The 26,817-nt window shown below is 69.4% G+C and carries 18 protein-coding genes; 4 read left to right on the forward strand and 14 right to left on the reverse strand.

Annotated elements, in window-relative coordinates; translation table 11 throughout:
* Nucleotides 1-127: 127 nt before the first annotated feature.
* The 5 genes from OG718_RS17770 to OG718_RS17790 all read right to left on the reverse strand — a co-directional run bounded on the left by OG718_RS17770 (nucleotide 128) and on the right by OG718_RS17790 (nucleotide 8,005).
* Complete coding sequence (locus tag OG718_RS17770) at nucleotides 128-1,432, reverse strand: M50 family metallopeptidase (protein WP_143640739.1); 1,305 nt, start codon at nucleotides 1,430-1,432, stop codon at nucleotides 128-130.
* Nucleotides 1,429-2,706, reverse strand: coding sequence for a 1-deoxy-D-xylulose-5-phosphate reductoisomerase (gene dxr / locus OG718_RS17775; RefSeq protein WP_328844573.1), 1,278 nt, complete (start codon nucleotides 2,704-2,706; stop codon nucleotides 1,429-1,431). Before dxr ends, OG718_RS17770 begins: the two co-directional genes overlap by 4 nt.
* 146 nt (nucleotides 2,707-2,852) lie before the next feature.
* Complete coding sequence (secA, locus tag OG718_RS17780; protein ID WP_328847787.1) at nucleotides 2,853-5,591, reverse strand: preprotein translocase subunit SecA; 2,739 nt, start codon at nucleotides 5,589-5,591, stop codon at nucleotides 2,853-2,855.
* Nucleotides 5,592-5,644: 53 nt separating this feature from the next.
* Nucleotides 5,645-5,956 carry a hypothetical protein gene (locus tag OG718_RS17785; protein WP_143640737.1) on the reverse strand — a complete coding sequence of 104 codons (312 nt, stop codon included), beginning with the start codon at nucleotides 5,954-5,956 and terminating at the stop codon, nucleotides 5,645-5,647.
* Nucleotides 5,957-6,058: 102 nt separating this feature from the next.
* Entirely contained in the window at nucleotides 6,059-8,005 is a 1,947-nt protein-coding gene (locus tag OG718_RS17790) for an acyl-CoA dehydrogenase family protein (protein WP_373466160.1), read from the reverse strand.
* 401 nt (nucleotides 8,006-8,406) lie between these two features.
* On the opposite strand from OG718_RS17790, the gene OG718_RS17795 reads away from it, so the two are divergent.
* Nucleotides 8,407-9,414 (forward strand): LacI family DNA-binding transcriptional regulator, encoded by a 1,008-nt coding sequence (locus OG718_RS17795; protein WP_143640735.1) that lies wholly within the window; start codon nucleotides 8,407-8,409, stop codon nucleotides 9,412-9,414.
* Between the two features lie 118 nt (nucleotides 9,415-9,532).
* Nucleotides 9,533-11,602, forward strand: coding sequence for a glycoside hydrolase family 31 protein (locus OG718_RS17800; RefSeq protein WP_328844574.1), 2,070 nt, complete (start codon nucleotides 9,533-9,535; stop codon nucleotides 11,600-11,602).
* Between the two features lie 12 nt (nucleotides 11,603-11,614).
* Here the strand turns inward: OG718_RS17800 and OG718_RS17805 are convergent, their stop codons facing one another.
* The gene (locus OG718_RS17805) at nucleotides 11,615-12,541 is read right to left on the reverse strand and encodes an LLM class F420-dependent oxidoreductase (RefSeq protein ID WP_328847788.1); all 927 of its coding nucleotides are present in this window, start codon (nucleotides 12,539-12,541) and stop codon (nucleotides 11,615-11,617) included.
* An 8-nt stretch (nucleotides 12,542-12,549) separates the two neighbouring features.
* Nucleotides 12,550-13,320 carry an ABC transporter ATP-binding protein gene (locus OG718_RS17810; protein WP_328844575.1) on the reverse strand — a complete coding sequence of 257 codons (771 nt, stop codon included), beginning with the start codon at nucleotides 13,318-13,320 and terminating at the stop codon, nucleotides 12,550-12,552.
* A gap of 157 nt (nucleotides 13,321-13,477) precedes the next feature.
* Here OG718_RS17810 and OG718_RS17815 point away from each other — a divergent pair, with 157 nt between their 5' ends.
* Entirely contained in the window at nucleotides 13,478-14,515 is a 1,038-nt protein-coding gene (locus tag OG718_RS17815; RefSeq protein WP_143640732.1) for an ABC transporter substrate-binding protein, read from the forward strand.
* A 1-nt stretch (nucleotide 14,516) separates the two neighbouring features.
* Nucleotides 14,517-15,284, forward strand: coding sequence for an ABC transporter permease (locus OG718_RS17820; protein ID WP_260695456.1), 768 nt, complete (start codon nucleotides 14,517-14,519; stop codon nucleotides 15,282-15,284).
* Nucleotides 15,285-15,359: 75 nt separating this feature from the next.
* Here the strand turns inward: OG718_RS17820 and OG718_RS17825 are convergent, their stop codons facing one another.
* The 7 genes from OG718_RS17825 to OG718_RS17855 all read right to left on the reverse strand — a co-directional run bounded on the left by OG718_RS17825 (nucleotide 15,360) and on the right by OG718_RS17855 (nucleotide 26,455).
* Nucleotides 15,360-16,073 carry a glycoside hydrolase family 12 protein gene (locus OG718_RS17825; RefSeq protein WP_143640731.1) on the reverse strand — a complete coding sequence of 238 codons (714 nt, stop codon included), beginning with the start codon at nucleotides 16,071-16,073 and terminating at the stop codon, nucleotides 15,360-15,362.
* Nucleotides 16,074-16,125: 52 nt separating this feature from the next.
* Nucleotides 16,126-18,360: a glycosyl hydrolase family 95 catalytic domain-containing protein gene (locus OG718_RS17830; RefSeq protein WP_328844576.1), complete on the reverse strand. Its 2,235-nt coding sequence runs from the start codon at nucleotides 18,358-18,360 to the stop codon at nucleotides 16,126-16,128.
* Nucleotides 18,357-20,348 carry a beta-galactosidase gene (locus tag OG718_RS17835; RefSeq protein ID WP_328844577.1) on the reverse strand — a complete coding sequence of 664 codons (1,992 nt, stop codon included), beginning with the start codon at nucleotides 20,346-20,348 and terminating at the stop codon, nucleotides 18,357-18,359. The genes OG718_RS17830 and OG718_RS17835 overlap by 4 nt, the downstream gene beginning before the upstream one ends.
* Nucleotides 20,345-22,573, reverse strand: a complete 2,229-nt coding sequence (locus tag OG718_RS17840; protein ID WP_143640728.1) for a 1,4-beta-glucanase — start codon at nucleotides 22,571-22,573, stop codon at nucleotides 20,345-20,347. Before OG718_RS17840 ends, OG718_RS17835 begins: the two co-directional genes overlap by 4 nt.
* A 153-nt stretch (nucleotides 22,574-22,726) precedes the next feature.
* A complete protein-coding gene (locus tag OG718_RS17845) occupies nucleotides 22,727-23,677 on the reverse strand; it encodes a carbohydrate ABC transporter permease (protein WP_328844578.1) in 951 nt (316 codons plus the stop codon).
* A complete protein-coding gene (locus OG718_RS17850) occupies nucleotides 23,674-24,768 on the reverse strand; it encodes an ABC transporter permease (protein WP_143640726.1) in 1,095 nt (364 codons plus the stop codon). The genes OG718_RS17845 and OG718_RS17850 overlap by 4 nt, the downstream gene beginning before the upstream one ends.
* 4 nt (nucleotides 24,769-24,772) lie before the next feature.
* Nucleotides 24,773-26,455, reverse strand: coding sequence for an extracellular solute-binding protein (locus tag OG718_RS17855; RefSeq protein WP_143640725.1), 1,683 nt, complete (start codon nucleotides 26,453-26,455; stop codon nucleotides 24,773-24,775).
* Nucleotides 26,456-26,817 lie beyond the last annotated feature (362 nt).

The raw sequence follows: 26,817 nt of genomic DNA on the forward strand, positions 1-26,817 counted from the left end.
AAGCTGACGGGCTCCAGCCATCGAGATTACGGCACCCCCGCAGACGGGAGCACATCCGCTGCTCAGGTCCACCCAATGGAGGGCGGCCGGACACAAATCATGTCCGGCCGCCACAAACTCCGTATGACTAGGAGATTCTCACCGGGTTAACCACGTCCGCGATCAGTACCAGGATCGTGAAGCAGATGAAGATCCCGGCCACCACGTACGCGACGGGCATGAGCTTCGCCACGTCGAACGGACCGGGGTCCGGCCGCCGCAGCACCTTCGCCAGGTTGCGGCGCAGGGCCTCCCACAGGGCGCCCGCGATGTGCCCGCCGTCCAGGGGCAGCAGCGGGAGCATGTTGAACAGGAACAGGGAGAGGTTGAAGCCCGCGACGAGGAACAGCATCATCGCGATCTGGTTCTCCGGCGGGATGTCCAGCGTGAAGACCTCGCCGCCGACCCGGGCCGCGCCGACCACGCCCATCGGGGAGTCCGCCTCGCGCGGGCCGTCGCCGAAGGCCGCGTCCCACAGGGCGGGGACCTTGGACGGCAGGGCGACGAGCGACTCGACGCCGTTCTGCATCATGTCGCCCATGCGGTCCACGGACTGCCCGAACGACTGCTGGACGATGCCGGAGGCGGGCGTGAAGCCGAGGAAGCCGGCGTACACGTACTTGCCCTCGACGTAGCCGCCGTCGCCGTCGGTCTTGCTGACCTGGTTGCGGATGAGGTGGGCGGTCAGGTCGAGCTGCTTGCCGTCGCGCTCGACGGTGAGGGTGACGTCCTTGCCGGGGTTGGCGCGGATGTCGGCCTGGAGGGTGGACCAGTCGGTGATCTTCTCGCCGTTGAACGCGAGGATCTTGTCACCGCCCTGGAGCCCGGCGGCCTTGGCGGGCGCGGCCGTGTCGCTCTTCTGGCACTCGGAGCGGTTCTCGCTCTGCTCGATGACGCAGTCGGAGACCTTGCCGACCGTGGTCGTCTGGGTCTGGATGCCGAAGGTCATCATCACGCCGAGGAAGATCGCGACGGCCAGGATCAGGTTCATGAAGGGGCCGGCGAACATCACGATGACGCGCTTCCACGGCTTGCGCGTGTAGAAGAGGCGGTTCTCGTCGCCGGGCTGGAGTTCCTCGAAGGACTGGGCTCTGGCGTCCTCGACCATGCCGCGCCACGGTGAGGTGGAACGGGCCTCGATACGGCCGTCGGGGCCGGGCGGGAACATCCCGATCATGCGGATGTAGCCGCCGAGCGGAATCGCCTTGACCCCGTACTCCGTGTCGCCCTTCTTGCGCGACCAGATGGTCGGGCCGAAGCCGACCATGTACTGCGGCACGCGGATGCCGAACAGCTTGGCCGTGGAGAGGTGCCCCAGCTCGTGCCAGGCGATCGAGATGAGCAGGCCGACCGCGAAGACGACTATGCCGAGGATCATCATCAGGGTCGTCATGCACGAGCCTCCGCCGCTGTCGTGGCTGTCGCTGTAGCTGTGGTCTGGGCTGTCAGTTCACGGGCCCGGGCGCGCGCCCAGGTCTCCGCATCGAGGACGTCCGGGACGGTGAGCGAGGTTCCCGTACGGGGTGTGCCGTGCTCGGCGACGACCTTCGTGACGGTCTCCATGATTCCGTTGAACGGCAGGGAGCCCTTCAGGAACGCGTCCACGCACTCCTCGTTGGCCGCATTGAACACTGCCGGGGCCGTGCCCGCGAGCTGCCCGACGTGCCGGGCGAGCCCGACCGACGGAAACGCGTCGGTGTCGAGGGGGAAGAACTCCCAGCTCGACGCCTTCGACCAGTCGAAGGCGGGCGCGGCGTCGGGGACCCGCTCGGGCCAGCCGAGGCCGATGGCGATCGGCCCGCGCATGTCGGGGGGCGTCGCCTGGGCCATTGTCGATCCGTCCGTGAACTCCACCATCGAGTGGACATACGACTGCGGATGCACGACCACCTCAATCCGTTCGAAGGGAATGTCGTAGAGGAGGTGCGCCTCGATGACTTCCAGCCCCTTGTTGACCAGGGTCGCGGAGTTGATCGTGATGACGGGGCCCATGGCCCAGGTGGGGTGCGCGAGCGCGTCCTCGGGGGTGACGTCGGCCAGCTCGGCCTTCGTACGTCCTCTGAAGGGGCCGCCGGACGCGGTGACGACGAGCTTGCGTACGTCGGCCCTGGTGCCGGAGGCGAGTGCCTGGAAGAGGGCGGCGTGCTCGGAGTCGACCGGGATGATCTGGCCCGGCTTGGCCAGCGCCTTCACCAGCGGGCCGCCGACGATGAGCGACTCCTTGTTGGCGAGCGCGAGGGTGCGGCCCGCCTCCAGGGCGGCGAGGGTGGGGGCGAGGCCGATCGAGCCGGTGATGCCGTTCAGGACGGTGTGGCACTCGGAGGCGGCGAGGTGGGTGGCGGCGTCCGCTCCCACGAGGATCTCGGGGAGGGTCTCCCCCGCTCCGTACTGCGCGGACAGGGCCTCGCGCAGCGCCGGTACGACGTCCTCGCGCGCGACGGCGACCGTCCGTACGCGGAGCCGGTGCGCCTGCTCGGCGAGCAGTCCGACCCTCCCGCCCGCGGCGGAGAGGCCGGCGACCCGGAACCTGTCGGGGTTGCGCAGCACAAGATCGATTGCCTGGGTCCCGATCGACCCGGTGGATCCGAGGATCACCACATCCCGGACTCCGTCCACAGGATCGAAGACAAGATGCGGATCGGCGAGGGGGGCTGGACTGTCGCTCATCCCCCCATTGTTGCCGCAATGCCGCGCCGACAGGACAGGGGACTCCCACCTGTGCCCCGTTAGGGGCGCGGGGAACTGCGCGACCGGCCCCACACGACCCGCACCCGCCATCGAACCGCGCGGCGCTCCACCTCACGCGCCGCCAGCTACCTCTTGCGCTTCCGACGGCTCCTGGGCCTGGCCGCGCGCCTCTGCTGGGGCTTCGCATCGGCCACGCCCTCCGCCGGAGGCGCCGGCACCGCGTCGGCCGGTTCGAAGTCCCCTTCGACAACGCCCTCCGCCGTGTCCAACGTGGGCGCACTGAAATGCAGCCCGTCCGTACGACGGCCGGACTCCAGCCCTTCCTGGCCTCCGGCAGCCTTTCCGGACGCGTCCAGATTGAAGACGTACCCGACCGACTCCTCCTTGATCGCCTCGGTCATCGCGGCGAACATGTCGTACCCCTCGCGCTCGTACTCGACGATCGGCTCCCGGCCGAGCGTCCACCGCAGCCCGATGCCGTCGCGGAGGTAGTCCATCTCGTACAGGTGCTCGCGCCATTTGCGGTCGAGGACCGAGATCACGACGAGCCGCTCCAGGTCGCGCAGCGCGTCCGCGCCGAGTTCGGTCTCGCGCTCCTCGTAGCGGGCGTGGACGTCGTCGGTGACGGCCTCGATGAGTTCGTCGGCGGTGAGCTCGGCGCGCTGGCCGGCCGCGTCCTCGAGGTCCTCGATGGTGACCCGGACCGGGTAGAGCTGTTTGAAGGCGCCCCACAGCCGCTCCAGGTTCCACTCCTCGGGGAAGCCCTCGGCGGTCTCCTCGGTGATGTACGCGCGGATGGTGTCGTCCATGAAGTGGAGGATCTGTTCGCGCAGGTTCTCGCCGTCGAGGACGCGGCGGCGTTCGGCGTAGATGAGGGTGCGCTGCCGGTTGAGCACCTCGTCGAACTTCAGGACGTCCTTGCGGGACTCGAAGTGCTGCTGCTCCAGCTGGGACTGGGCGGAGGCGATGGCCCGCGTGACCATCTTGTTCTCGATGGGGACGTCGTCGGGGACGTTCGCCATCGACATCACGCGCTCCACGACCTGGGCCCGGAACAGCCGCATCAGGTCGTCTCCGAGGGAGAGGTAGAAGCGGGAGGCGCCGGGGTCGCCCTGGCGGCCGGAGCGGCCGCGCAGCTGGTTGTCGATGCGGCGGGACTCGTGGCGCTCGGTGCCGAGGACGTAGAGACCGCCGAGGTCCTTGACCTCGTCGTGCTCGGCCGCGACCGACTCCTTGATGCGGTCGAGGGCCGCCCGGTGCTCGTCGGGGTTCTCCTCGGGGGTGAGGCCGCGCCGGTCGAGCTCGGCGAGCGCCATCGCCTCGGGGTTGCCGCCGAGCATGATGTCGGTGCCGCGGCCCGCCATGTTGGTGGCGACGGTGACCGCGCCCCTGCGGCCGGCCTGCGCCACGATCTGCGCCTCGCGCTCGTGGTTCTTCGCGTTGAGGACTTCGTGGCGTATCCCCCGCTGCTTCAGCCGGGCGGCGAGGGTCTCCGACTTCTCGACGGAGGTGGTGCCGACGAGGATCGGCTGGCCCTTCTCGTGCTTCTCTGCGATGTCGTCGAGGATCGCCGTGTACTTGGCCTCCACGGTCCGGTAGATCTGGTCGGGGTCGTCCTCGCGGGCGTTCGGCTGGTTGGTGGGGATCGGCACCACATGCAGCTTGTAGATCTGGTGGAACTCGGCGGCCTCCGTCATGGCGGTGCCGGTCATCCCGCCGAGCTTCTCGTAGAGGCGGAAGAAGTTCTGGAGGGTGATCGTGGCGAGGGTCTGGTTCTCGTCCTTGACCGTCACCGCCTCCTTGGCCTCGATGGCCTGGTGCAGGCCCTCGTTGTAGCGGCGGCCGGCGAGGATGCGGCCGGTGTGCTCGTCGACGATGAGGACCTCGCCGTTCACGACGACGTAGTCCTTGTCCTTCTTGAAGTGCTCCTTGGCCTTGAGCGCGTTGTTCAGGTGCCCGATGAGGGGCGTGTGGTCGGACTCGTAGAGGCTCTCGATGCCGAGCTGGTCCTGGAGGAACTCCACTCCGCTGTCCAGGATCGCGACCGTGCGCTTCTTCGGGTCGTACTCGTAGTCGTGGGTGGCCCGCAGTTCGGCGAGGCGCTCCTTGTCCAGCGGCGAGGTGAAGTTCTCGTCCTGGACGGCGACGCCCCGCATCCGCGTGACCATCCTGGAGAACGCCTCGTACCAGTGCGTGGGCTGGTCGGCGGGACCGGAGATGATCAGCGGGGTGCGGGCCTCGTCGATGAGGATCGAGTCGGCCTCGTCGACGATCGCGAAGTGGTGGCCGCGCTGGACGAGTTCGTCCTTCGACCAGGCCATGTTGTCGCGCAGGTAGTCGAAGCCGAACTCCGTGTTGGTGCCGTACGTGATGTCGCAGGCGTACTGCGTGCGCCGCTCGGCCGGGGTCGACTGGGACTTGATGACGCCCACGGTCAGACCCAGGAAGCGGTAGGCGCGGCCCATCCAGTCGGCGTCGCGCTGGGCGAGGTAGTCGTTGACCGTGACGAGGTGAACTCCCTTGCCGGTAAGGGCGTTCAGGTAGACGGGCAGGGTGGCGACCAGGGTCTTGCCCTCACCGGTCTGCATCTCGGCGATGTTGCCGAGGTGGAGGGCCGCGCCGCCCATGACCTGTACGTCGAAGTGGCGCATCCCCAGTGTGCGGCGGGCGGCCTCGCGCATGGCGGCGAAGGCCTCCGGCAGCAGGTCGTCGAGGCTCTCACCGGCCTCGTACCGCTCCTGGAACTCCGGTGTGAGCGCCTGGAGTTCCTCGTCGGTGAGCTGCTCGAAGTCCTCCTCCAGGGAGCCCACCTGTTCCGCGATGCGCTGGAGCTTGCGCAGGATTCTTCCCTCGCCGGCCCGCATGATCCGGCCGGTGATGTTGTCGAGACCGAGAGCCGGCACTGGAATTACCCCCATTAAATCGCGTCCACCAGCATCTGTATTCGGCGATTGGCGCGCTGCGGAATGTGGACGCCTTGTTGGTTCGCTTTGATCACCTCACGCAGTACGGGGTCCTTCGCGTACCCCACCGCACCGCGGAAAAGCTGCTGGACCACGGGCCGTTCGCCCGGTCGCCCCGCGTCGAGCAGTGCGTCGACGTCCCGGAGGTCGACCCTCCGGACGGGCAGCGGGTCGAAAGAGGCCACGGAGGGCCGCGGTTCCCCGTCGACCAGGGCCGGCGCGCAGTCGTTCAGCAGGACCGCGAGCGCGTCCCGATGTGCGCGCATATTTTGTCCCCGTTCGCCATTCTGCTCATTGTTGACGCACACGTTCTGTGCGGCAAGCGGCAGAATGACGACGGGGACGGCAGCGCATTCCTGGGGAAAAGGTCAACGGATGGGGCGGTGGACGTTCTCCCTTTCGGACGGGCCGGGTGTCGCGTCGGCGATCCAGGGGCCTTCGCCGGACGGGTCTACGACTCCCTCCTCCAGCCAGGTGTAGGCGCCGCCGAGGACGCCCTTGACGACCTTGCGGTCGAGGTCGTCGGTGTTGGACCACAGACGGCCGAAGAGTTCCTCGACACGGACCCGGGACTGACTGCAGAAGGCGTCGGCGAGCTGGTACGCCTCGCGGCCGTGTTCCCCGGTGGAGCGCAGGAGTTCGGCGCGGACGCAGGCGGCGCTCATCGCGAAGAGTTCGGCGCCGATGTCGACGATCCGGCCGAGGAAGCCCTGCTTGGTCTCCATCCGGCCCTGCCAGCGGGACATGGCGTAGAAGGTGGACCGGGCGAGCTTGCGGGCCGACCTCTCCACGTACCGCAGGTGGCCGGAGAGGTCGACGTGGCCCGCCGGGTGGAAGTCCCCGTACGAGCGCGGGAGTTGACCGGGACCCGCGACCAGCTTCGGGAGCCACTTGGCGTAGAAGACTCCGGCGTTCGCGCCCGCCTTCGCCTTGTCCGAGAGGGACTTCTCCGGGTCGATCAGGTCGCCGGCCACGGACAGGTGGGCGTCGACCGCCTCGCGGGCGATCAGCAGGTGCATGATCTCGGTCGAGCCCTCGAAGATGCGGTTGATGCGCAGGTCGCGCAGCACCTGTTCGGCGGGGACGGCCCGTTCGCCGCGGGCGGCCAGCGAGTCTGCGGTCTCGAAGCCGCGGCCACCGCGGATCTGGACCAGTTCGTCGGCCATCAGCCAGGCCATCTCGGAGCCGTAGAGCTTGGCGAGGGCCGCCTCGATACGGATGTCGTTGCGGTTCTCGTCGGCCATCTGGGACGACAGGTCGAGGACGGCCTCCAGGGCGAAGGTCGTCGCCGCGATGAAGGAGATCTTCGCGCCCACGGCCTCGTGGAAGGCCACCGGCTTGCCCCACTGCTCGCGCACGGAGGACCACTCGCGGGCGATCTTCAGGCACCACTTGCCCGCGCCGACGCACATGGCGGGCAGCGAGAGCCGTCCGGTGTTGAGCGTGGTCAGGGCGATCTTGAGCCCCGCGCCTTCCGGACCGATCCGGTTCGCCGCCGGGACCCGGACCTGGTGGAGGCGCGTGACACCGTTCTCCAGACCGCGCAGCCCCATGAAGGCGTTGCGGTTCTCGACGGTGACGCCCTCCGAGGCGGTCTCCACGACGAACGCCGTGATGCCGCCCTTGTGGCCCTCGGACTTCGGTACGCGCGCCATCACGACCAGCAGGTCCGCGACGACGCCGTTGGTCGTCCAGAGCTTCACCCCGTCGAGGACGTAGTCGTCGCCGTCCGGCACCGCGCTGGTCGCGAGGCGCGCCGGGTCGGAGCCGACGTCCGGCTCGGTGAGCAGGAAGGCGGAGATGTCGGTACGGGCGCAGCGCGGCAGGAAGATGTCCCGCTGCTCCTGGGTGCCGAAGAGCTTCAGCGGCTGCGGTACGCCGATCGACTGGTGCGCCGAGAGCAGTGCGCCGAGCGCCGGGTTCGCCGAGCCGACCAGGGCGAGCGCCTTGTTGTAGTACACCTGCGTCAGACCGAGGCCGCCGTACTTGGTGTCGATCTTCATGCCGAGGGCGCCGAGCTCCTTGAGCCCGTTGATCACCTCGTCCGGGATCCGCGCCTCCCGCTCGATGAGGGCCGAGTCGACCTTCGTCTCGCAGAAGTCGCGCAGCTTGGTGAGGAACTCCTCGCCGCGCTGCACGTCCTCGTCGGGCGGCATCGGGTGCGGATGGATCAGATCGAGCCGGAAGCGGCCGAGGAACAGCTCCTTGGCGAAGCTGGGCTTGCGCCAGTCCTGCTCCCGTGCCGCCTCGGCGACCTGCCGGGCTTCACGCTCGGTGACAGCGGGCTGGTGGGGTGTTGCGGACAAGAGGCTCACCTCGCCGCGAATAGGGATCTTGGTACCGGTACGGTTACCGACCGGTTCTACTCGATCGTATGTACCCGATTCCGCCCTCCCTCACCAGCCCTCGCGCGCCGTTCGGCCCAACCCGACGCACACAAGAGCGAAACCACCCACTCCGGGGCCCCGGGGGATAGTGGGGGCGAAGCCTCCCACCAAGGGGCGCGGGGAACTGCGCGACAAGCCCCCACTCACCCGCACCCGCCACGCCACCGGACCCCCACCCCCAAAGGCGCCCCAGAAAACCGACGGAGTCGAAGCGCTTCGACAACCTATGGACACCCACCCTCCGTCAAGCTACTGTCGAGCCACCCTCACTCACCCCTTGTCCGCAACGCGCACTGTCGAAGCGCTTCACACAACGCTTGGAGAGCTGGATGGTCACCCTCGCCGAGGTCGCCCAGCACGCCGGAGTCTCGGCGAGCACGGTGAGCTATGTCCTCAGCGGCAAGCGGTCCATCTCCGCGGGCACCCGCGAGCGGGTCGAGCAGAGCATCCAGCAGCTCGGGTACCACCCCAACGCGGGAGCCCGGGCGCTGGCAAGCAGCCGGTCCAACATCATCGCGCTGATGATCCCGCTCCGTACGGACATGTACGTACCCGTGATGATGGAGATCGCCATCGCCGTGGCGACCTCGGCCCGCACCCACGGGTACGACGTGCTGCTGCTCACCGGCGAGGAGGGCCCCGACGCCGTGCGCCGGGTCACCGGCAGCGGGCTCGCCGACGCGATGATCCTGATGGACGTCGAGCTCGACGACGAGCGGCTGCCGCTGCTGCGCGGCACGGACCAGCCGTCCGTCCTCATCGGTCTGCCCGCCGACACCAGCGGCCTGACCTGTGTCGATCTCGACTTCGGTGCGACGGGCGCGCTGTGCGCCGAGCATCTCGCGATGCTCGGTCACCGTGACATCGCTGTCATCGGTGAGGCGCCCGCGGTCTACGAACGGCACACGGGCTTCGCCGAGCGCACGCTCGACGGACTCCGGTCCCGGTCGAGGGAGTTGGGCCTGCGCGTGCTGCACCGCCCGTGCGAGGGCGGCTACGACGCGATGTCGCTGACCCTGGCCCGGATCTTCGACGAGCGCCCGGGCACCACGGGCTTCGTCGTGCAGAACGAGTCCGCGGTCGAGCCGCTGCTCGCGCTGCTGCGCCAGCAGGGCCGGGCCATCCCCGAGGACGTGTCGGTGATCGCGATCTGCCCGGACCAGGTCGCCACCCAGGCCTCGGTGCGGCTGACCTCGGTCGCCATCCCCGCGCAGGAGATGGGTCGGCACGCCGTGGAGCATCTGATCGCCAAGCTCGAAGGGCACGGCAAGGACGAAGTCGTGCTTCTCGCACCCGAGTTGACGGTACGGGCGAGCACGGGCCCGGCCGCTTCCTGAACCACCACGCCCCAACCAGTCCGTTCCTCAAGGACGTTGGGGCATCCCTACCTGTCCCGGTCCGCCGGAGCCGCGTCACCGGGTCCTGTCGCCACTCCTTCCTTCAGGAGCACCCCACGTGAATCAGCCTGCCGAAAACCAGCCCGGACAGTCCGGACAGCCCGGCCATGGGTCCGCGAGCCTGGCCCAGTCCTCCCCCACCGTCGGCACGTTCCGCGAGCGCGACGGCGCCCTTGAGTGGAGCGGCCGACAGGAGACCGTACGCATCGAGCCTTGGGGCCCCGACGCGGTCCGGGTCCGGGCCAGGCTCGGCGGGCCGGTCCTGGAGGGTCTGCCGGGCGCGCTGCTCGACGAGGCGCCCGCGACCGAGGCCTCCGTCAAGATCGAGGACGGGCACGGGCAGTTGACCGTCGGCGCGCTGACCGTCGAGGTCGACGCCGAGGGCCTCGTCCGCTTCGTCCGCACCGACGACTCCGCGGAACTCCTCACCGAGGAGCGCGCCCACTTCTGGTGGCCGGGCCCGCGTCTCTACACCCCGGTCGGCAACGGCCACCACCGTCTGGAACAGCGCTTCGCCGCGTACGAGGGCGAGAAGCTGTACGGCCTGGGCCAGCACCAGCACGGACTGCTCGACCAGAAGGGCGCCGTCCTCGACCTGGTCCAGCGCAACGCCGAGGTGACCATCCCGGTGCTCACCTCCAGCCGCGGCTACACCCTGCTGTGGAACAGCCCGGCCATCGGCCGCGTCGAGCTCGCGGGCAACGGCACACGCTGGGTGGCGGACTCGGCCCGGCAGATCGACTACTGGATCACCGCGGGGCAGCCGGCCGACGCACAGCGCCGCTACAGCGCGGTGACCGGCCGTACGCCGATGCTGCCCGAGTGGGCCGCCGGCTTCTGGCAGTGCAAGCTGCGCTACCGCACCCAGGACGAACTCCTCGGCGTGGCAAGGGAGTACAAGCGTCGCGGCCTGCCCATCGACGCGATCGTCTGCGACTTCTTCCACTGGACGCACCTGGGCGAGTGGAAGTTCGACCCGGCGGAGTGGCCGGACCCGGCGGCGATGCAGCGGGAGCTGGAGGAGCTGGGCATCACGCTCATCGTGTCCGTCTGGCCGTCCGTCTCCCCGCTCTCCGAGAACCATCAGCTCATGGAGCAGCGCGGCTACTTCATCGGCACGCAGTACGGCCCGATGGCTCACGCCGACTGGCCGGACAAGGAGGTCGCCTCCACGGTCCAGGTCGCCTTCTACGACGCGACGAACCCCGAGGCCCGCGAGTTCCTGTGGTCGCGGATCAAGGAGAACTACCTTGACCCGTACGGGATCACGGCCTTCTGGCTCGACGCCTGCGAGCCGGAGCTGAAGCCGGGCTTCCAGGAGAACCTGCGCTACTGGGCGGGCCCGGGCCTCGAAGTCGGCAACATGTACCCGAGCGAGAACGCCCGCACCTTCTACGAGGGGATGGTGGCGGCCGGCGAGACCGAGATAGTCACCCTCAACCGCTCGGCGTGGGCGGGCAGCCAGCGCTACGGCGCCGCCCTGTGGTCCGGTGACATCGGCACGGACTTCGCGACCCTGCGCCGCCAGATCGCGGCGGGTCTCAACACCTCGCTGTCCGGCATCCCCTGGTGGAACACCGACATCGGCGGCTTCCACGGCGGCGACCCGGACGACCCGGCGTACCGCGAGGTGATGATCCGCTGGTTCCAGTTCGGCGCGCTCTCCCCGCTGATGCGCCTGCACGGCTTCCGGGACCCGGGCATGCCGCTCGGCCCGGACATGACCGGCGGCCCGAACGAGGTCTGGTCGTACGGCGAGGAGGCCGCCACGATCATGGAGAAGTACCTCCGGCTGCGTGAGCGCCTGAAGCCGTACGTGCTCGACGTGATGCGGGCCGCGCACGAGGAAGGGCTGCCGGTGATGCGGCCGCTGTTCCTGGAGTTCCCGGACGACCAGGCGACCTGGTCGGTGGCCGACTCCTATCTCTTCGGCCCGGATCTGCTGGTCGCACCCGTCCTGACGGCGGGGGCGAGCGTGCGGACGGCCTATCTCCCGGCCGGGGCCCGGTGGACGGACGCCTGGACGGGAACCTCGTACGAAGGCGGTACGAACGTCACGGTGGACGCCCCGCTGGACCGGATCCCGCTCTTCCTGCGGGACGGGGCGGCTCTCCCGATCGCCGATTAACAGCTCTCTGTCTCACGTCAGTTGAGGCGCGACCTCGGCCGCCAGCAGGTCCAGGTGGTCGAGGTCGGAGAGGTCTCGCAGGCGTACGTACACGCGGGAGGCCCCGAGGCCGGCGTACTGGCCGAGCACGTCGACGATCTTCCCCGGGGAGCCGTGCAGCGGTTCCTCCGGGGGGAGGCGTGACGGCTCGTGCATCAGGGCGAGGCGGGTGTCGATCTCGGCCCCGGTGCGGCCGGAGGCGATGCCGAGGCACACCGAGAGGATCAGGGGAGGTCCGCCGGCCGCCTCCCTGGCGGCCCGCGCGCCAGCGAACAGGCCGGCGCTCTGCTCGGGTGAGGTGAAGGGCAGGTTGAACTCGTCGGCGTACCGGGCGGCCAGCCTCGGTGTGCGGCGGGGGCCGCGGCCGCCCACGATGATGGGCACGCTCGGCCGCTGGACGGGCTTCGGCAGGGCGGGCGAGTCGGTCAGACGGTAGTGGCGGCCCTCGTACGAGAAGCGCTCGCCGGTCGGGGTGGCCCACAGGCCGGTGACGATCCGGAGCTGTTCCTCCATCCGCTCGAAGCGTTCGGCGGGCGCCGGGAACGGGATGCCGTACGCGCTGTGGTCGAGGGCGAACCAACCGGCGCCCAGGCCGAGTTCGACCCTTCCACCGCTCATCGCGTCGACCTGGGCGGCGATGACCGCGAGCGGGCCGGGGTGCCGGAAGGTGGCCGAGGTCATGAGGGTGCCGAGCCGGATCCGCGAGGTCTCGCGGGCCAGACCGGCGAGGGTGGTCCAGGCGTCGGTGGGGCCCGGCAGGGCGTCGGTGTAGTGCATCGGGTGGTAGTGGTCGGCGACGAAGAAGCCCCCGAAGCCGCACTCCTCCGCATGCCGGGCGGCGCGCGCCAGTTCGTCGTACGTGGCCCCGTGGTACGGCTCGGTGAAGAGGCGCAGCTCCATCTCCCCGCTCACACTCCCGTCATGTGGCTGGCCAGCAGCAGGTCGTGCAACTCGGCCCGGCAGCGGGCGAGTTCGGTGGCGTGCGTGTCGTGGCCCAGGGAGCGGGGGCGAGGTACAGGGACGTCGAGGACCGTGCGGACCTGGCCGGGGCGGGGGCTGAGCACCACGACCCGGTCGGCGAGCAGGACCGCCTCCTCGATGGAGTGGGTGACGAGGACGACCGTGGCGGCGTACTCCATGTGCACACGCTGCAGCACCTCGCACAACTCCTCGCGGGTCAGGGCGTCCAGGGCCGAGAAGGGCTCGTCCATCAGCATCACGCGCGGCCGCTGGATCAGTGAGCGGCACAGCGCCACGCGTTGCTGCATGCCACCGGACAGCTCGTGCGGCAGGCGTTTGTGGAAGGGGGAGTCCAGGCCGACGGTGGTCAGCAACTGCCTTGCGGCTTCACGGTGTTCGGGACGCGGCCGGCCGTGCACCTGGATGGGCAGCAGGACGTTGTCGAGCACCGAACGCCAGGGGAGCAGGGCCGGGCGCTGGAAGAGGATGGCGACGTCCCGGCGCGGTTCCCGTACGGGCTCGTCCGCGATCCGTACCTCGCCCGAGGAGGCCGGGAGCAGTCCGGCGATCACCCGCAGCAGGGTGGACTTTCCGCAGCCGGAGCGGCCCAGGACCGCCACGAACTCACCGTCCCCGACGTCCAGTTCGATTCCGCGCAGGGCCTCCACGGTCCCTCTGCGGCCGTTGAAGCTCTTCGACACGCCGCGCACTCGGATCACGGGCCGCCCTCCATCACCGGTTCACCTTGAGCGGTAGCGGTACGGCCGAGGATAGGGCGGCGCAATCCGTGATCAACCACCTCGGTCGATGTTTGTTACATGACAACCAGGTCTGCGGTATCGACAACTTCCGCCTCAACAGCTCCACTTGGGAGCCATGAGACGGAATACGCGGTTACCCGCCGCGCTCCTGGCTGTCCTGCTGACGGCGGCACTCTCCACGGCCTGCGGCTCCGACGACGACAACGATGGCAAGGCCGGGGCCTCCGGCGGTTCCGCGCCCGACAAGGTCACCTACATCACCGGTTTCGGCACCTTCGGGCGCGAGGCGTACGCCTATGTCGCCCAGGACAAGGGCTACTTCAGCGACGCGGGCGTCTCGGTCACCATCCAGCCGGGGCAGGGCAGCGCCATCAGCCTGGCCGCGCTGGCCGGCGGGCGGGCGCAGTTCGCGCCCGTCGACCTCAGCAGCACGATCATGCAGGTCGGCGGCGGCAAGGTGTCCGGCGTGACGGCGGTCGCGGCCGTCCACCAGACCACGGACGCCGCCGTGATGGCGCTGGCGGACAGCGGCATCAGCAAGCCCGCGGACCTGGAGGGCAAGAAGATCGCGGACCCGGCCGGTTCGGTCATCGGGGCCCTCTTCCCGGCGTACGCGAAGCTCGCCGGATTCGACGCCGACAAGGTCGACTTCGTCAATCTCGAACCCCAGCAGCTCGGGGTCAACCTCGCGGCCGGCAAGGTCGACGCGGTCGGCCAGTACCGGGTGGGCCGCCCGAACATCGAGAACGCCGTCAAGGGCAAGGACGTCGTGGTCCTGCCGTTCGGCAAGTTCCTGACCGAGAGCTACGGCTCGGCCATCACGACCACCACGAAGATCGCCGAGGAGGACCCCGACCTGGTCAGGCGCTTCACATCGGCGCTGTTCAAGGGCATGCGCTACGCGATCGACCACCCGGAGGAAGCGGCCGAGCTGTTGGCGAAGAAGCACCCGACCGTGAACGAGAAGGCCGCCACCGCGGAGATCGAGCTGGTCGGCGAGGCAGTACAGCCCAAGGACGACGGGGCGCCGATCGGCACGATGGACCGGGAGCGGGTGGCCGGGGCGATCAAGGCTCTGGTGGACGCCGGGGCGGTCAAGTCCGGTCTGACGCCCGAGCAGCTGGTCTCCTTCGATCTGGTGCCGAAGTCCTGAAGTGCTCAGGCGGGTGATGGAGTTCGGCTGGCCCGTGCTCGGGCTGGCCGCCGCGATCGGGGCCTGGGCGCTCGCCGTGGTCGTGTTCGACGTACCGGAGATCATCCTGCCGTCGCCCGCGGACGTGCTGGACGCCTTCCTCCGTGTGCCCGGCTATCTGCTGGGCGAGGCGGTCACCACGCTCGTCGTCATCGTGCTGGGCTTCGTGCTGGCCGTGGCGGCGGGGCTGGTGATCGGGGTGGCGATCGCGGCGTCGCGGATCGTGGAGCTGATGTTCTCGCCGCTCCTGGTGGCGTTCAACGCGGTGCCCAAGGTGGCGCTGGCCCCGCTGCTGGTGGTGTGGATGGGGTTCGGGCAGCAGCCGAAGGTCGTCATGGCGCTGCTCGTCTGCTTCTTCCCCGTCGTGCTGTCGGTCGCGGGCGGGCTCACCTCGACACCGGTCGAACTCGTGGAGCTGGCACGGTCGTTGCGCGCGTCGCGCACCCAGACGTTCCTCAGGTTCCGGTTCCCGAGCGCGCTGCCGCAGATCTTCGTGGGACTGAAGGTCGCCATGCCGCTGTCGGCCGTCGGCGCGGTCATCGGTGAGTTCAGCGCCGGAGACGAGGGGCTCGGCTTCGTCGTCGTACAGTCCGGGGCGAACTCCGACACCGCGCTGGCGTTCGCCGCGATCGCCCTGCTCGGCGTGATGAGCGTGGCGCTGTTCTATGCCCTGGTGCTCGCGGAGCGGACGCTGCTGCCGTGGGTGAGGGAGACGACGTCGCAGCGGTAGGAGCAGCCCGGGCCGGCTCCGCCTGGGGGACGGCGCCGACCCGGACGTACGGTCACCTGCCGGTGACGGCGGGGCTCAACTGCTGGAAACGGTCAGGTTGTTGGTCGTGAAGTCCAGGCCGCCGGACGACGAGGTGATCTCGAAGCCGAACTGCACGTCGCCGATGGTCTCGTTGCCCATCCAGCCCTTGGTGTCCTTGATCCACTTGAGGATCGGCAGGACGTTGACGGTGCCGGAGTTCGAGTCCGAGGTGCGCAGGAACGAGAAGACCTCGTTGGCACCGTTGTTGCCCTTGTAGACGGTCCAGGTGTGGCCGCCGAGGGTGACGTTGCCCTGGGAGGTGCCGAGCGGACCGACGGCTCCGTTGTAGTTGACCCAGAGCATGATCTCGTAGTCGTAGTCGGTGTCCCAGATGTCGTACGAGGTGTTGTACGCGCCCGAGGACGGGACGGTGACGTTGTAGCTGCTGCTGAGCGAACCGAGCGAGGTGATCGTCTTGTTGACCACCTTCTTCGAGTTCGGGTACGACTTGATGCCGCCGGTGTTGGGGTGGTTGGCCCAGACACCCCAGTTGGTACCGGAGTTGGCCCAGACGCACTGGCTGCCGGCGCCGGAGCCCCAGATGTTGTTGTAGAGCGTGTAGCCGTTGAGGCTGGTGTTGCCCCACTGGTCGCAGGAGTTCCACACGGCCGCCGAGGCGGGGGCGGAGGCGAGGCCGATGGTGGCGCCGAGCGCAAGCGCGGGGGCCAGGAGTGCCTTGGTGATCCGGGTCAGCGTGCGTGTTGCCATGGTGTCCCTTCCATGGGTGGGGGGATGTGGGGGTGGTCGTTCTGCTGTGGATCTACTGCGGCCCCAGGGTGAGGACGCAGTCTTCTCCGGCTCGCAGGTGGAGCGGTCGCGCTCCGGAGGAAGTCCTGAGGTCGACGCGTCGGCTGCGGGTGGGCCGTACCACCGCGCGGGCCCCCGCCGGGCTCCAGCCGAGGTCGACCTCGGCGCCGAACCTCGTCCGTACGCCCCGCAGTTCGCCCTTCGGGAACGCGGCGGGCAGGGCGGGCAGGACGACCAGCCGGTCGGCGGTCGACTGGATCAGCGTCTCGACGATCACGGCGGGGAGGGTGTGGGCGGCGTCCGCGTTGTAGACGTCGCGGCGGGGATAGTGCGCGCTCATGAGGGAGGCGTGGAAGAATTCGCCCTCCAGCACCTGGCCGAGCGCGTGCGCGACCCGCTCGCCGTCGCGCAGCCGGGCCGCGACGAGCGCGTGGTGCAGATGGCCGTGCGCGGAGTCGTTCTCGGCGCCCCTCAGTTCGAGCGCCCGGTGCGCGGCGGCCGCGAGATCCGGGGTGTCGTACGGGTTGATCTCGTCGAGCGGCCACACGCCGTACAGATGGCTGAGGTGCCGGTGGTCGTACGTGTCGTCGAGGCCGGGCCACGCCCATTCGGCGAGCGCTCCGTCGTCGTTGACGCGATGCGGGGGCAGCCGCTCGGCGAGCGCGCGCCAGCGGTCGGCGTCCGGTCCCGGGTGGTACGCGGCCGCCGTGAGCAGGGCGTGCCGGGCCGCCGAGAGGTCCATGGCGGCGTTGACGGCGCCCCAGCTCCCGTTCGCCGGGCGGTTCTCGGGCGAATAGGAGGGGACGACGACGAGTTGGCCGTGCTCGTCGGTACGGGTGAGGAAGTCCTCGTAGAACAGGGCGAGTTCGGCGAGCGCACCCTTCAACCGGGGGTCGTGCTCCCCGCGTGTCTCGTCGTGGTCGACAAGCGGTTCGAGGAGCCAGTCGGCACCCGCGGTCCACAGGTGCAGGGGGTATTCGCGGCTGAAGTGGTACGTGTGCCCGGACTCGCCGTCCGTGTGCGGTGGGGCGACGATGCCTCGGGCGCCGAAGACGGCCCGGGCGTTGTCCCGCCAGTGCGGCAACTGCCCGTGGATCAGGGCCGCGTGGGCCTCGACGACCTCGGGCAGCGCGCACGCGACGGCCGACGCGGTCTGCAGATTGAGGTTGGCGTCCGTGGTGAACGCCCCGGACCACGCCGTGTCCCAGTCGCCGGTCCACAGCCCGGTGAGCCTCGGCGGCAGCATCCCGGCGGCGGACAGCAGATGGTAGCGGCCCGCCGCGAAGAGCCGTTCGAGCAGTGCGGGGCTCTTGGGCCGCTTGAGCAACTCCGAGCCGGGAAGGGCGCGTTCGGCCTCGTCGGCGTCCAGGGCGAGGGAGACGCGGCTGTATGCGGTTCGGTGGAGCTCCAGGTGACTCTCCAGGAGGCTGCCGTACGGTTCCTCGCCGCCGCCGTCCGGCAACAGTTCGCGCAGAGCCTGCGCCTCCGCCACCGTGTCCAGTTCCCCGGTGTGCCGCCGCACCCGGGTCAGCAGCAGGACCGACTCCGCCCCGGCCACGCGGATGCCGGGCGGGGTCAGCGTCGTACGGCCTCCGGTGACCACCGCCAGCGTCACTCCGGTGTACGCGCGGTCGCTGCCGGGATAGCGGGCACGCAGGGTGAGCACGGCGCCCTCGGGGGTGAGGATCACCCCGTCGCTGACCCTCAGACCTGCGGGAGCTCCGGGGAGCCGGTGGTCCAGCGCGATGTCCGCGGTGAGGCCCGGGGAGGTCACGTGCTGGACGATCACGTCGTCCGCGCGTGAGACGAAGACGCGGCTGCTCCAGCCCGTGCAGGCCGCCTCGGCGACGCCCGTGGTGAAGTCGACCGAGCGGCGGTAACCGCGCTCCCCGTCGGCGGGCCGGCGCAGCCGCACCTGGAAGGCGGGATGGAAGGGCTGCACCCACTGCAGCGGGCGCCCGTCCGTGAACTCCTCGGCCGCGGCCAGGTCCCCGGCGAGCAACCTGTCCTGGAGCGCGGCCAGTTGGTCCGCCAGCTCCGGGGGCCTGGCGTGCTCGCCACCGTTGGGGCGGACCAGGGTGTGGTGCGTGACGATGACACGGTCGTCGTCCGGATCGCCGAACACCATGGCGCCATGACGGCCGTTGCCGCTGAGGAAGGCGTCCTCCCAGCGGGCGGCCGGGCGCGGCTCCCAGGTGCCGTGCGGCGAGGAAGAGGTCGAAGCGGAGGGCGAGGCGTCGGCGCTCACGGCGAGAGCACCGCCGCTCCAAGGCGCTCCAACTCCAGCGACCCTGTGACCTGTTGACCGTTCAGCAGGTCCCGGTAAGTCCCCGGCACCTGCACGGTCACCGCCTCGCGCCCGTGGTTGAGCACGAAGAGCACGTCTCCCCGGCGGACGGCCTCGACCTGTGGGGGCAGCCCGTCGAGCACCGGCCGCACGCCGGCGCCGGTCGCCACGCCCGCCAACAGCTCGCGCAGCGCGGCGGGTTCGGGCAGCGTGGAGACGTACCAGACACGCTCCTTGCGCAATACCGCCGGGAGCCCGTCGAGTTCGTCGCCCTTGTAGCGGGCCTCCGCGACCGCACCCTCCTCGGCCTCGATCTCCTCGGACCACAACGTGCCCCGGAATCCCTCGCATTCGGCGGTCTCCCCCGCGTCCAGCGGCCACCACTCGTGCAGGGTGCGGATACCGAAGAGCTCCCGCAGCCGCTCGTCCATTCCGCCGGGCCGCACCCGGTCGTCCTCGTCGGCGACCCCGGTGAGGAAGCCGCTGACGAGGGTGCCGCCGCCGCGGACGTACGCGACGAGGTTGTCGATCGCCGCGTCGGTGAGCAGGTAGAGCTGCGGCACGACGACCAGCCGGTACGCGGACAGGTCGTGCTCCGGGTGCGCGAAGTCCGTGGTGATGTGGGCCTCCCACAGGGCGCGGTGCCAGGCGCGCACGACCTGCGGATGGTCGACCTCGGAGGAGAGACGGCCCTCCTGCGCACCGGCCCACCAGGCGTTCCATTCGTGGAGGATCGCGACGTCCGAGGTCGAGTGACCGCCCGTCACTTCAGCGCCGATTCGGGCGAGTTCGGCTCCGAGCTGCTTGACCTCCTGGTAGATGCGGCCCTGCTCCCCCGCGTGGCTGACCATGCCGGAGTGGAACTTCTCCGCACCCTGGCGGGACTGCCGCCACTGGAAGTAGCAGACGGCGTCGGCGCCCCGGGCGACGGCCTGGAGGGACCACAGGCGGTTGAGGCCGCGCGGCTTGGGGTGGTTGACGCCCCGCCAGTTCACGGGCCCCGCGGCCTGTTCCATCAGCATCCACGGCCCACGGGCCTGGGAGCGGGTCATGTCCTGGATGAGCGCGCCGTTCTGGGCGCCGAAGGGGTCGCGCGGGTCGGGATAGATGTCGACGGAGACGACGTCCTCCTCGTCCGCCCACTTCCAGGCGTCCTGACCGACCCACATCGGCATGAAGTTGGTGGTCACCGGGAGGTGCGGGGAGTGCCGTCGGACGATGTCGCGCTCGGCGACGTAACACTCCAGGAGCATGTCGGAGGTGTAGCGCTTGAAGTCGAGGACCTGGCTGGGGTTCTTCATGTAGTGGGCGTGCCGCGGCGGCAGGATCTCCTCCCAGTCGCCGTAGCCCTGGCTCCAGAAGGCCGTTCCCCAGGCGGTGTTGAGGGAGTCGAGCGTGCCGTACCTGTCCCGGAGCCAGTGGCGGAAGGTGGCGGCGGCCTCGTCGCCCCAGTCGTAGGTGCAGTACTCGTTGTTGATGTGCCACATCGTGAGGGCTGGGTGGCTGCCGTAGCGGGCGGCCAGATCCTCGGTGATCGCGGCGGCGTAGCGGCGGTAGGTGGCGCTGGAGTGCGAGAAGTGCTGGCGGCCGCCCCACCACTCGGTGCGGCCGTCCTCGTCGCGGGGCAGGGTGTCCGGGTGGAGGCGGCCCATCCAGGGCGGGGGCGAGGTGGTCGGCGTGGCGAGGACGGCCCCGATGCCGCTCTCGTGCATGAGGTCCATCAGCCGGTCCAGCCAGCCGAACTCCCTTGCCCCCGGCTGGGGTTCGAGCTTCGCCCACGAGAAGACACCGAGCGTGACGGAGTTGACGCCGGCCGCCTTCATGAGGCGTACGTCCTCGTGCCAGGTCTCCTCGGGCCACTGCTCGGGGTTGTAGTCGCCGCCGAAGAGGATCCGGCCGCGGGTGGCGTCCGCGAGACCGGGGCGCGCGTGCCCTTCGCGCCCGGTCATCGGACGGGCTCCCCGTACTGGATGCCGCGACCGTTCGTCGCCAGATACACCCGGCCGTACACGCGCGGGTCCCCGACGACGACCTCGCCGGTCCAGCCCCACTGATGGGCGTCGTCGTTGATCCGCGTCCAGGTCTTCGCCTCGTCGTCGGAGCGGTAGACGGCGGTGATGGTGTCCGTCGACCCGACCTGGTAGATCGCGGGATAGTCCGCCCCGTCGGCGGCTCTGCCGAAACCGAGGGTGTACGAGGCCCAGCAGCTGGCCACCTTCGAGAAGCTCGCCCCGCCGTCGGTGGACCGGTAGAGCCCGTTCCATTTGGCGGAGAGCCACAGGTCACCGCTCCGCCCGGGCGCGGCGACGAGCTTGAACTGGGCGTCCCCGGAGGGCAGTCCGCCTGCACGCTCGGTGAAGGTTAGGCCACTGTCAGTGCTGGCGAGTAGCGTTCCTGTGTCGGTGTCGTACGCGTAGAAGAGCGTCGGGTCGGCCGGGTCGGCGACCGGCGTGGCGCCCTTCGGGAAGGAGGAGATCTCGGACCAGGTCGCGCCGTTGTCGGTGGACCGGTGGGCTGCGTACTTCGTGCCGTCCCAGTGCACGAAGGACCACAGCAGCGCGCTGCCGTCGGCGTTGGTGGCGATCGGCCCCGGTGCGTCCTTGGCGATGTCGGGCTGGGCCTCGAAGGGCGCCCAGGTCCTGCCTCCGTCGTTCGAGCAGGCGCCGTTGCCGTTGTCGCCCCAGCCCGCCCGGACCACGTACGACGGCCTGGCCGCGGCCTGTGCGAGTCCCGTCGCCGACCCGAACACGGGGTTCGCCGCCATGCCGCGCGCCGGCGACGCCGTGAGCCGCTCGTGGTACATCACGCCGATGTCCCCGAGCCCGCTCAGCAGGTGCGCCTCCCCGACCGGGGGCGAGATCAGCTGGCGCACGGCCGTCTCCTCCAGGCCCCGGATCTGCGGCGCCCACCGCTTCAGGTCACGGGTGCCGTAGAGGGTGGCCCCGGTCCCGTACACGATGTGCTTCGAGTCGTACGGGTCCACGGCGAGCGCCTGGATCCACCAGCCGAACTTCGGCTTGTCGGCACCCCACTTGAGGAAAGGAGTCTCGGACACGTCGAACACGGCAGCGTCCTTGAGGGACGTCCAGGTACGGCCGCCGTTCGTGGTGCGGTACACGGTGTCGACGTCGGCCCAGCGGTTGTTGGTGGAGACGGCGAGGGTGCCCGGGCAGCGGGCGTCCACGGCGACTCCGCCGTAGCCGAAGGTGTCGGCGGATCCGTCGGCCGTCGTTCCGCCCGGCTTCACGGGGGTCACGTCGGCCCACTTGCCGGTCGCGGTGCGCAGCTTGTGCACGCTGCCGTCGGACTGGCCGTTGGGTCCTGGCGCGTTGGCGTACGTCACGTACAGCTCACGCGTGTGCCGGTCGTAGGCGGCCCGGACCGGGACCTTGACGGACGTGCCGGACGGCTGCCCGGGAACGGCCTCCCACGCCGTCCCGTCGGCCGTGCGGTACAGGTTCGCCGTGCCCGAGGTGCCGTCGCCGTCGCCCCAGCCGGCATAGACGGCCCGCCCGACGGCGACGAGGAACATGACGCCCTGCCCGGAAGCGCTCGCCTGCGCCGGGAAGCCGGTCACGGCCGCCCAGGTGGCCCCGCGGTCGGTGGACTTCAACAGTCCGTCGTGCCGCGTGCCCAGCCACAGGGTGTCGCTGTCACGCGGGTCGACCAGCAGGCGCTCCCCCGCACCCCGGCCGTCCTCGTTGGCACCGAGCTTCACACCCAGGTCCGAGCGCTTCCAGGTGGCGCCCCGGTCCTCGGAACGCAGTACCGCGCCGTTGCCGGCCCAGGACTGGGCGTACGTACCGAGGGAGAGGTAGACGCGGTTCGGGTGCGCCGGGTCGACGGCGATCGCCTCCACACCGAGCAGGTTCCAGTCGTCCCACCCGAGGTGGTCGGTGAGCGGGGTCCAACGGGCGGCACGGTCGTCCCAGCGGTAGGCGCCACCGATGTCGGTACGGGCATAGGCGAGACCCCGTACGGACGGATGGAAGAGAACACCGGTGACGAAGCCGGTCCCGCCGATGACGACGTTGCGCCAGCGGTAGGCGGACGCGTCCGTGTCAGCGGCCGGGGCCGCCAGCGCCGGGCTGGAGCCGGCGGAAACAGTGGTGAGGGCAACCGTGGCAGCGGTCCCGGCAAGGACGGCGCGTCTGCTCAGGCGGGACGTGCGCATGACATACCTCGTTCCAGGAAAGGGAGAACTTCGAAATGAGGAGTGGACGGGCGCCTCTCAAGGGGCGCGGAGAACTGCGCGATCAGCCACGGCGGCCCCGCAGCCGACAAACAACCGAACAATTCCCAGACCAAGCCAGAAGGGGGACGCGAGTCACCCCTTGACGGCGCCGGTCAGCATGCCCTTCTTGAAGTGCTTCTGGACGAAGGGCGAGAGGAACGCGACGGGCAGCAGGGCCAGCACCATGACCGCCATCTGGACGGCGAGCGCGGAGAGCTGGCCCGTCTTGATGGCCTGGCTCATACCGACCGGGGGCTCCTGCTTCTGGACGAGCTGGATCATGACGTTCTGCAGCGGCATCATGTCCTGGTCGCTCAGGTAGATCGACGCGTTGAACCAGGCGCTCCAGTAGCCGACGGCGTAGAACAGCGTGATCACCGCGATGACGGCACGGGAGAGCGGCATCACGATCTGCCAGAGGATCCGCCAGTCCCCCGCCCCGTCGATCCGCGCGCTGTCGGTGAGCTCCGGCGAGATGCTCATGAAGAACGCCCGCAGGACCAGGATGTTGAAGACACTGATCGCGCTCGGCAGGATCAGCGCCAGGTACGTGTCCGTCAGCCCCAGGGACTGCACGAGCAGATACGTGGGGATGAGGCCGGCGCCGAAGAACATCGTCGCGAGCAGGATCATCAGGAACCACCGGTGCCCGACCGACCCGACGCGGGAGAGCCCGTACGCGGAGAGGATGGACACCGTCATCGAGAACACCGTGCCGACGAGCGTGACGCCCAGGCTGACGAGGGTGGCGCGGGTGACCTGGCCGCCGCTCAGCAGCTCCTGGTAGGCGATGAAGGTGATGCCCTTGGGGATCACCACCAGGCCGCCGGCCTCACTGATGTCCTGCTTCGAGGACAGACTGGTGACGACGACGATCCACAGCGGGAACAGCACGGCGAAGCATGCGATGGCCAGGACGAGGCCCTTGCTCGCGATCCCGGCCTTGTTGGGCTCCTCCTCCCAGACGGGCCTCGGCGGTGCGGCCCAGCGTCCGGAAGCCTTCGGGCCGGGGGCCTTCGGCCGTTCCTCGGTGACAGCGCTCACTTCTTGTACACCCCCTGCTCGCCCATGAGATGGGCGACCTTGTTCGCGGCGAGGACGAGGCCGAGACTGACCACACCCTTGATCAGGCCCGCCGCCGCCGCGTAACTGAAGTCCTGGTTGCGGACGCCGTTCCACCACACGAAGGTGTCGAGGACCTCCGCCGCCCCCGGCCCCACCGCGTCCCGCTGCAGCAGGATCTGTTCGAAGCCGACCGTGAGCGCGTCACCGACACGCAGCACCAGGAGCAGGGCGATCACCGGACGCAGCGCGGGCAGCGTGACGTGCCACATCCGGCGCCACCGGCCGGCCCCGTCCATCGCCGAGGCCTCGTACAGGTCGGGACTGACGGAGGCCAGCGCCGCGAGGAAGACGATGATTCCCCAGCCGGCGTCCTTCCAGACGCCCTCCGCCGTCACCAGGAACTTGAAGATCCCCGGGTCGGTCATGAGGTCGAAGCCCTCGTAGCCGTGCTGGCGCAGCGTCTGCGCGATGATGCCGGCGCCGCCGAAGATCTGCTGGAAGACGGTGATGACCAGCACCCAGGAGAAGAAGTGCGGCAGGTAGAGGATCGCCTGCGACACCGCCCGCACCCGGGGCCTGATCACGCTGTTGATGAGCAGCGCCAGCACGATCGGGATCGGGAAGAAGAGCAGCAGTTGGAGGGAGAACAGGACGAAGGTGTTCTGGACGGCGTCCCAGAACGCCGAGTCCTCGAAGATCCGCGAGAACTGCTCGAAGCCGACCCAGGGGCTGTGGAAGATGGCGACGAAGCCGTTGTCGCTGATGTACGGGTCGTACTCCTGGAAGGCGACGACGTTGCCCAGGATCGGTATGTAGTTGAAGACCAGCACCAGCAGGACGGCAGGCAGGGTCATCAGGATCAGCGTGCGGTCCCGCTTGAGGCGGGTCCTGAGGGTGCCGCCGTTCGCGGCCTTCCTCAGGGCCTTCTTCTCGGCTCTGGAGACCCCGGAGGGCTTCGCGGGCTTGGCGGCTTTGGTGGATCTGCCCCCTCCGGCGGAGGGTTCGGCGGTGTCGTCCGTCGTCGACGGCGCGGTGCGCGAGGCGGCGCCCGGAGTGGTGCTGTGTGCCACCTCGTCACCCCTGCGCGGATCCGCTGTCGTCCAGCAGCTTCTTGTACCAGTCCCGCAGCTTGTCGCCGCCCTGGCTCTTCCACTCCGACACCGCCTGCTGCATGTCGCTGACCTTCTTGCGGCCGCGGACGACGCTGTCCTCCAGGTCCTCGAAGTCGTTGGAGAGGCTGGTGTAGCGGGCCGGTTCGGTGATCTGGAGCCCGAAGAAGGAGGACTTCTTGGTGAAGGCGCCCATCCGCTGCTGCCACTCCACCTGTTCCTTCGCGATGTCCGGGAAGTCGGGGTGCGCGATGGTCGAGGCGGGGCTCGCCAGCATGACGAAGGCGTTCAGGACCTCCTGGTTGCCCTTGTCGTTCTTGGTGGGAACGCCGTCCTTGACGGTGTAGTGCGTGCCCTCCACCCCGTAGTTGGTGAGCATGTACTCCTTGGTGCCGTACGGGGCGGCGGTGACGTTCGCGGCGGCCAGCACGTCGTGGATCACGGCCTTGGACGCCTTCTTGTTGATGAAGGCAAAGATGCCGGCGGGCGATGCGGCCCACAGCTGGGGGTCGCCCCCGTCATGGCCGAAGATGTCCATGCCGGCGATGCGGAAGCCCTTGTCCTGGGTGGCCTGTTCGGCCATCTTGCCCCACCAGTCCGCGATGTTCTGGTTGTACATCAGGACCTGGCCGTCGCTGAAACGCTGACCCGCGGTGCCCTGGTTCGCCGCCCTGGCATCGGGGTGGACGACACCCGCGGAGTACAGCTTGCGCGTCCACTCCAGCGCTTCGAGGTACTCGTCGGTCTCGACCCGGTAGATCAGCTTGCCGTCGACGAGGTTCCAGCCGAGCGACTTCTCGCTTCCGGACAGCACGCCGAAGAAGTTGAAGGCACTCCACTTCATGTCGTCACAGGCCCACACCTTCGCCTTGGCGTTGGTGATCTCCTTGGCGAGGGCCAGGAACTCGTCGGCGGAGGTGGGGACCTCGTACCCCTCCTTGTCGAAGACGTCCTTGCGGTAGAAGGGCACGATGCCGGGAGGCGTGGCGGCGGGCATGGGCAGGCCGCGCAGCTTGCCGCCGAAGATGGAGAACTGCCAGGCCTCGGTCGGGATGGCCGCGAGGTTCGGATACTCCTTGACCTTGTCGCCCGAGAGGTACGGGCCGAGGTCCGCCATCTTGCTGATGATGGCGCTGGGTATCTTGCCGCCCATGTTCCAGCTGGGGATCACCACGACGTCCGGCATGTCACTGGAGGCGAGAACCGCGCCCAGCTTCTCGTCGTACGTGTTGCCGTCCTGGTTCTGCCAGACGACGTTGGCGCCGATCGTCGTGTTCATCGTCGAGTAGTAGGGATTGCCGCCCTTCGGCGGCGAGCCCCAGAACGGCGACATGATCTTGATGGTGCTGCCCTTGCCGAGCTTCTGCGGCACCGAGGTCTTCAGGTCGCCCAGGACGAGCTTGCCGGTGAAACCGACCGAGGAGCCGTTCTTCGACGCGATGTCCGGAGTCACCACGTTCTGCGCCACGAAGGCGGGAAGGATCTTCTGCGCGTCCTTGCCCGAGGTCGTGCCGTCCTTGGAGCCGCCGCCGGACCCGCCGCACGCGGCGAGAAGCGGCATCCCGCCGGCCACCGCGGCGGCTGCGACCGCCGTGGAGCCGAGGAAACTTCTCCGACTGGGAGCGGAAGTGGCGGAGTTCGGCGTCATTGCGTCAACCCTTCATGGCGCACAGCAGGACACCCGGCGGTGGGGCCGTCGGCTGCGGTGTCTGAGTGGAACTGGCTGAGCCGAAGCGGACCTCGGAGGTATGCGCACCCTCCGGGGGCGACATCTTCGACTATCGACGAGAGTCGAAGCGCTTCGATGTTGCTGCGAGGTTAAGTGAACACCTGGGGGTGCACAAGAGCCGATTCCAACATTCCTCGGAGGTGTAAAGGTCTGAACCGGTCGCTTCCGGCCCTTGGGATGGCGGTGAGGATTCGGAGTTGTTGCGTCGGGGTGTCTTGACACCCGACCCGGAGTCGAATGAGCATCGAAGCGCTTCGAAAGTCCTTCGCCGTTCTCCCGCA

This window comes from Streptomyces sp. NBC_00258 (genome assembly GCF_036182465.1).
GTDB lineage: Bacteria > Actinomycetota > Actinomycetes > Streptomycetales > Streptomycetaceae > Streptomyces.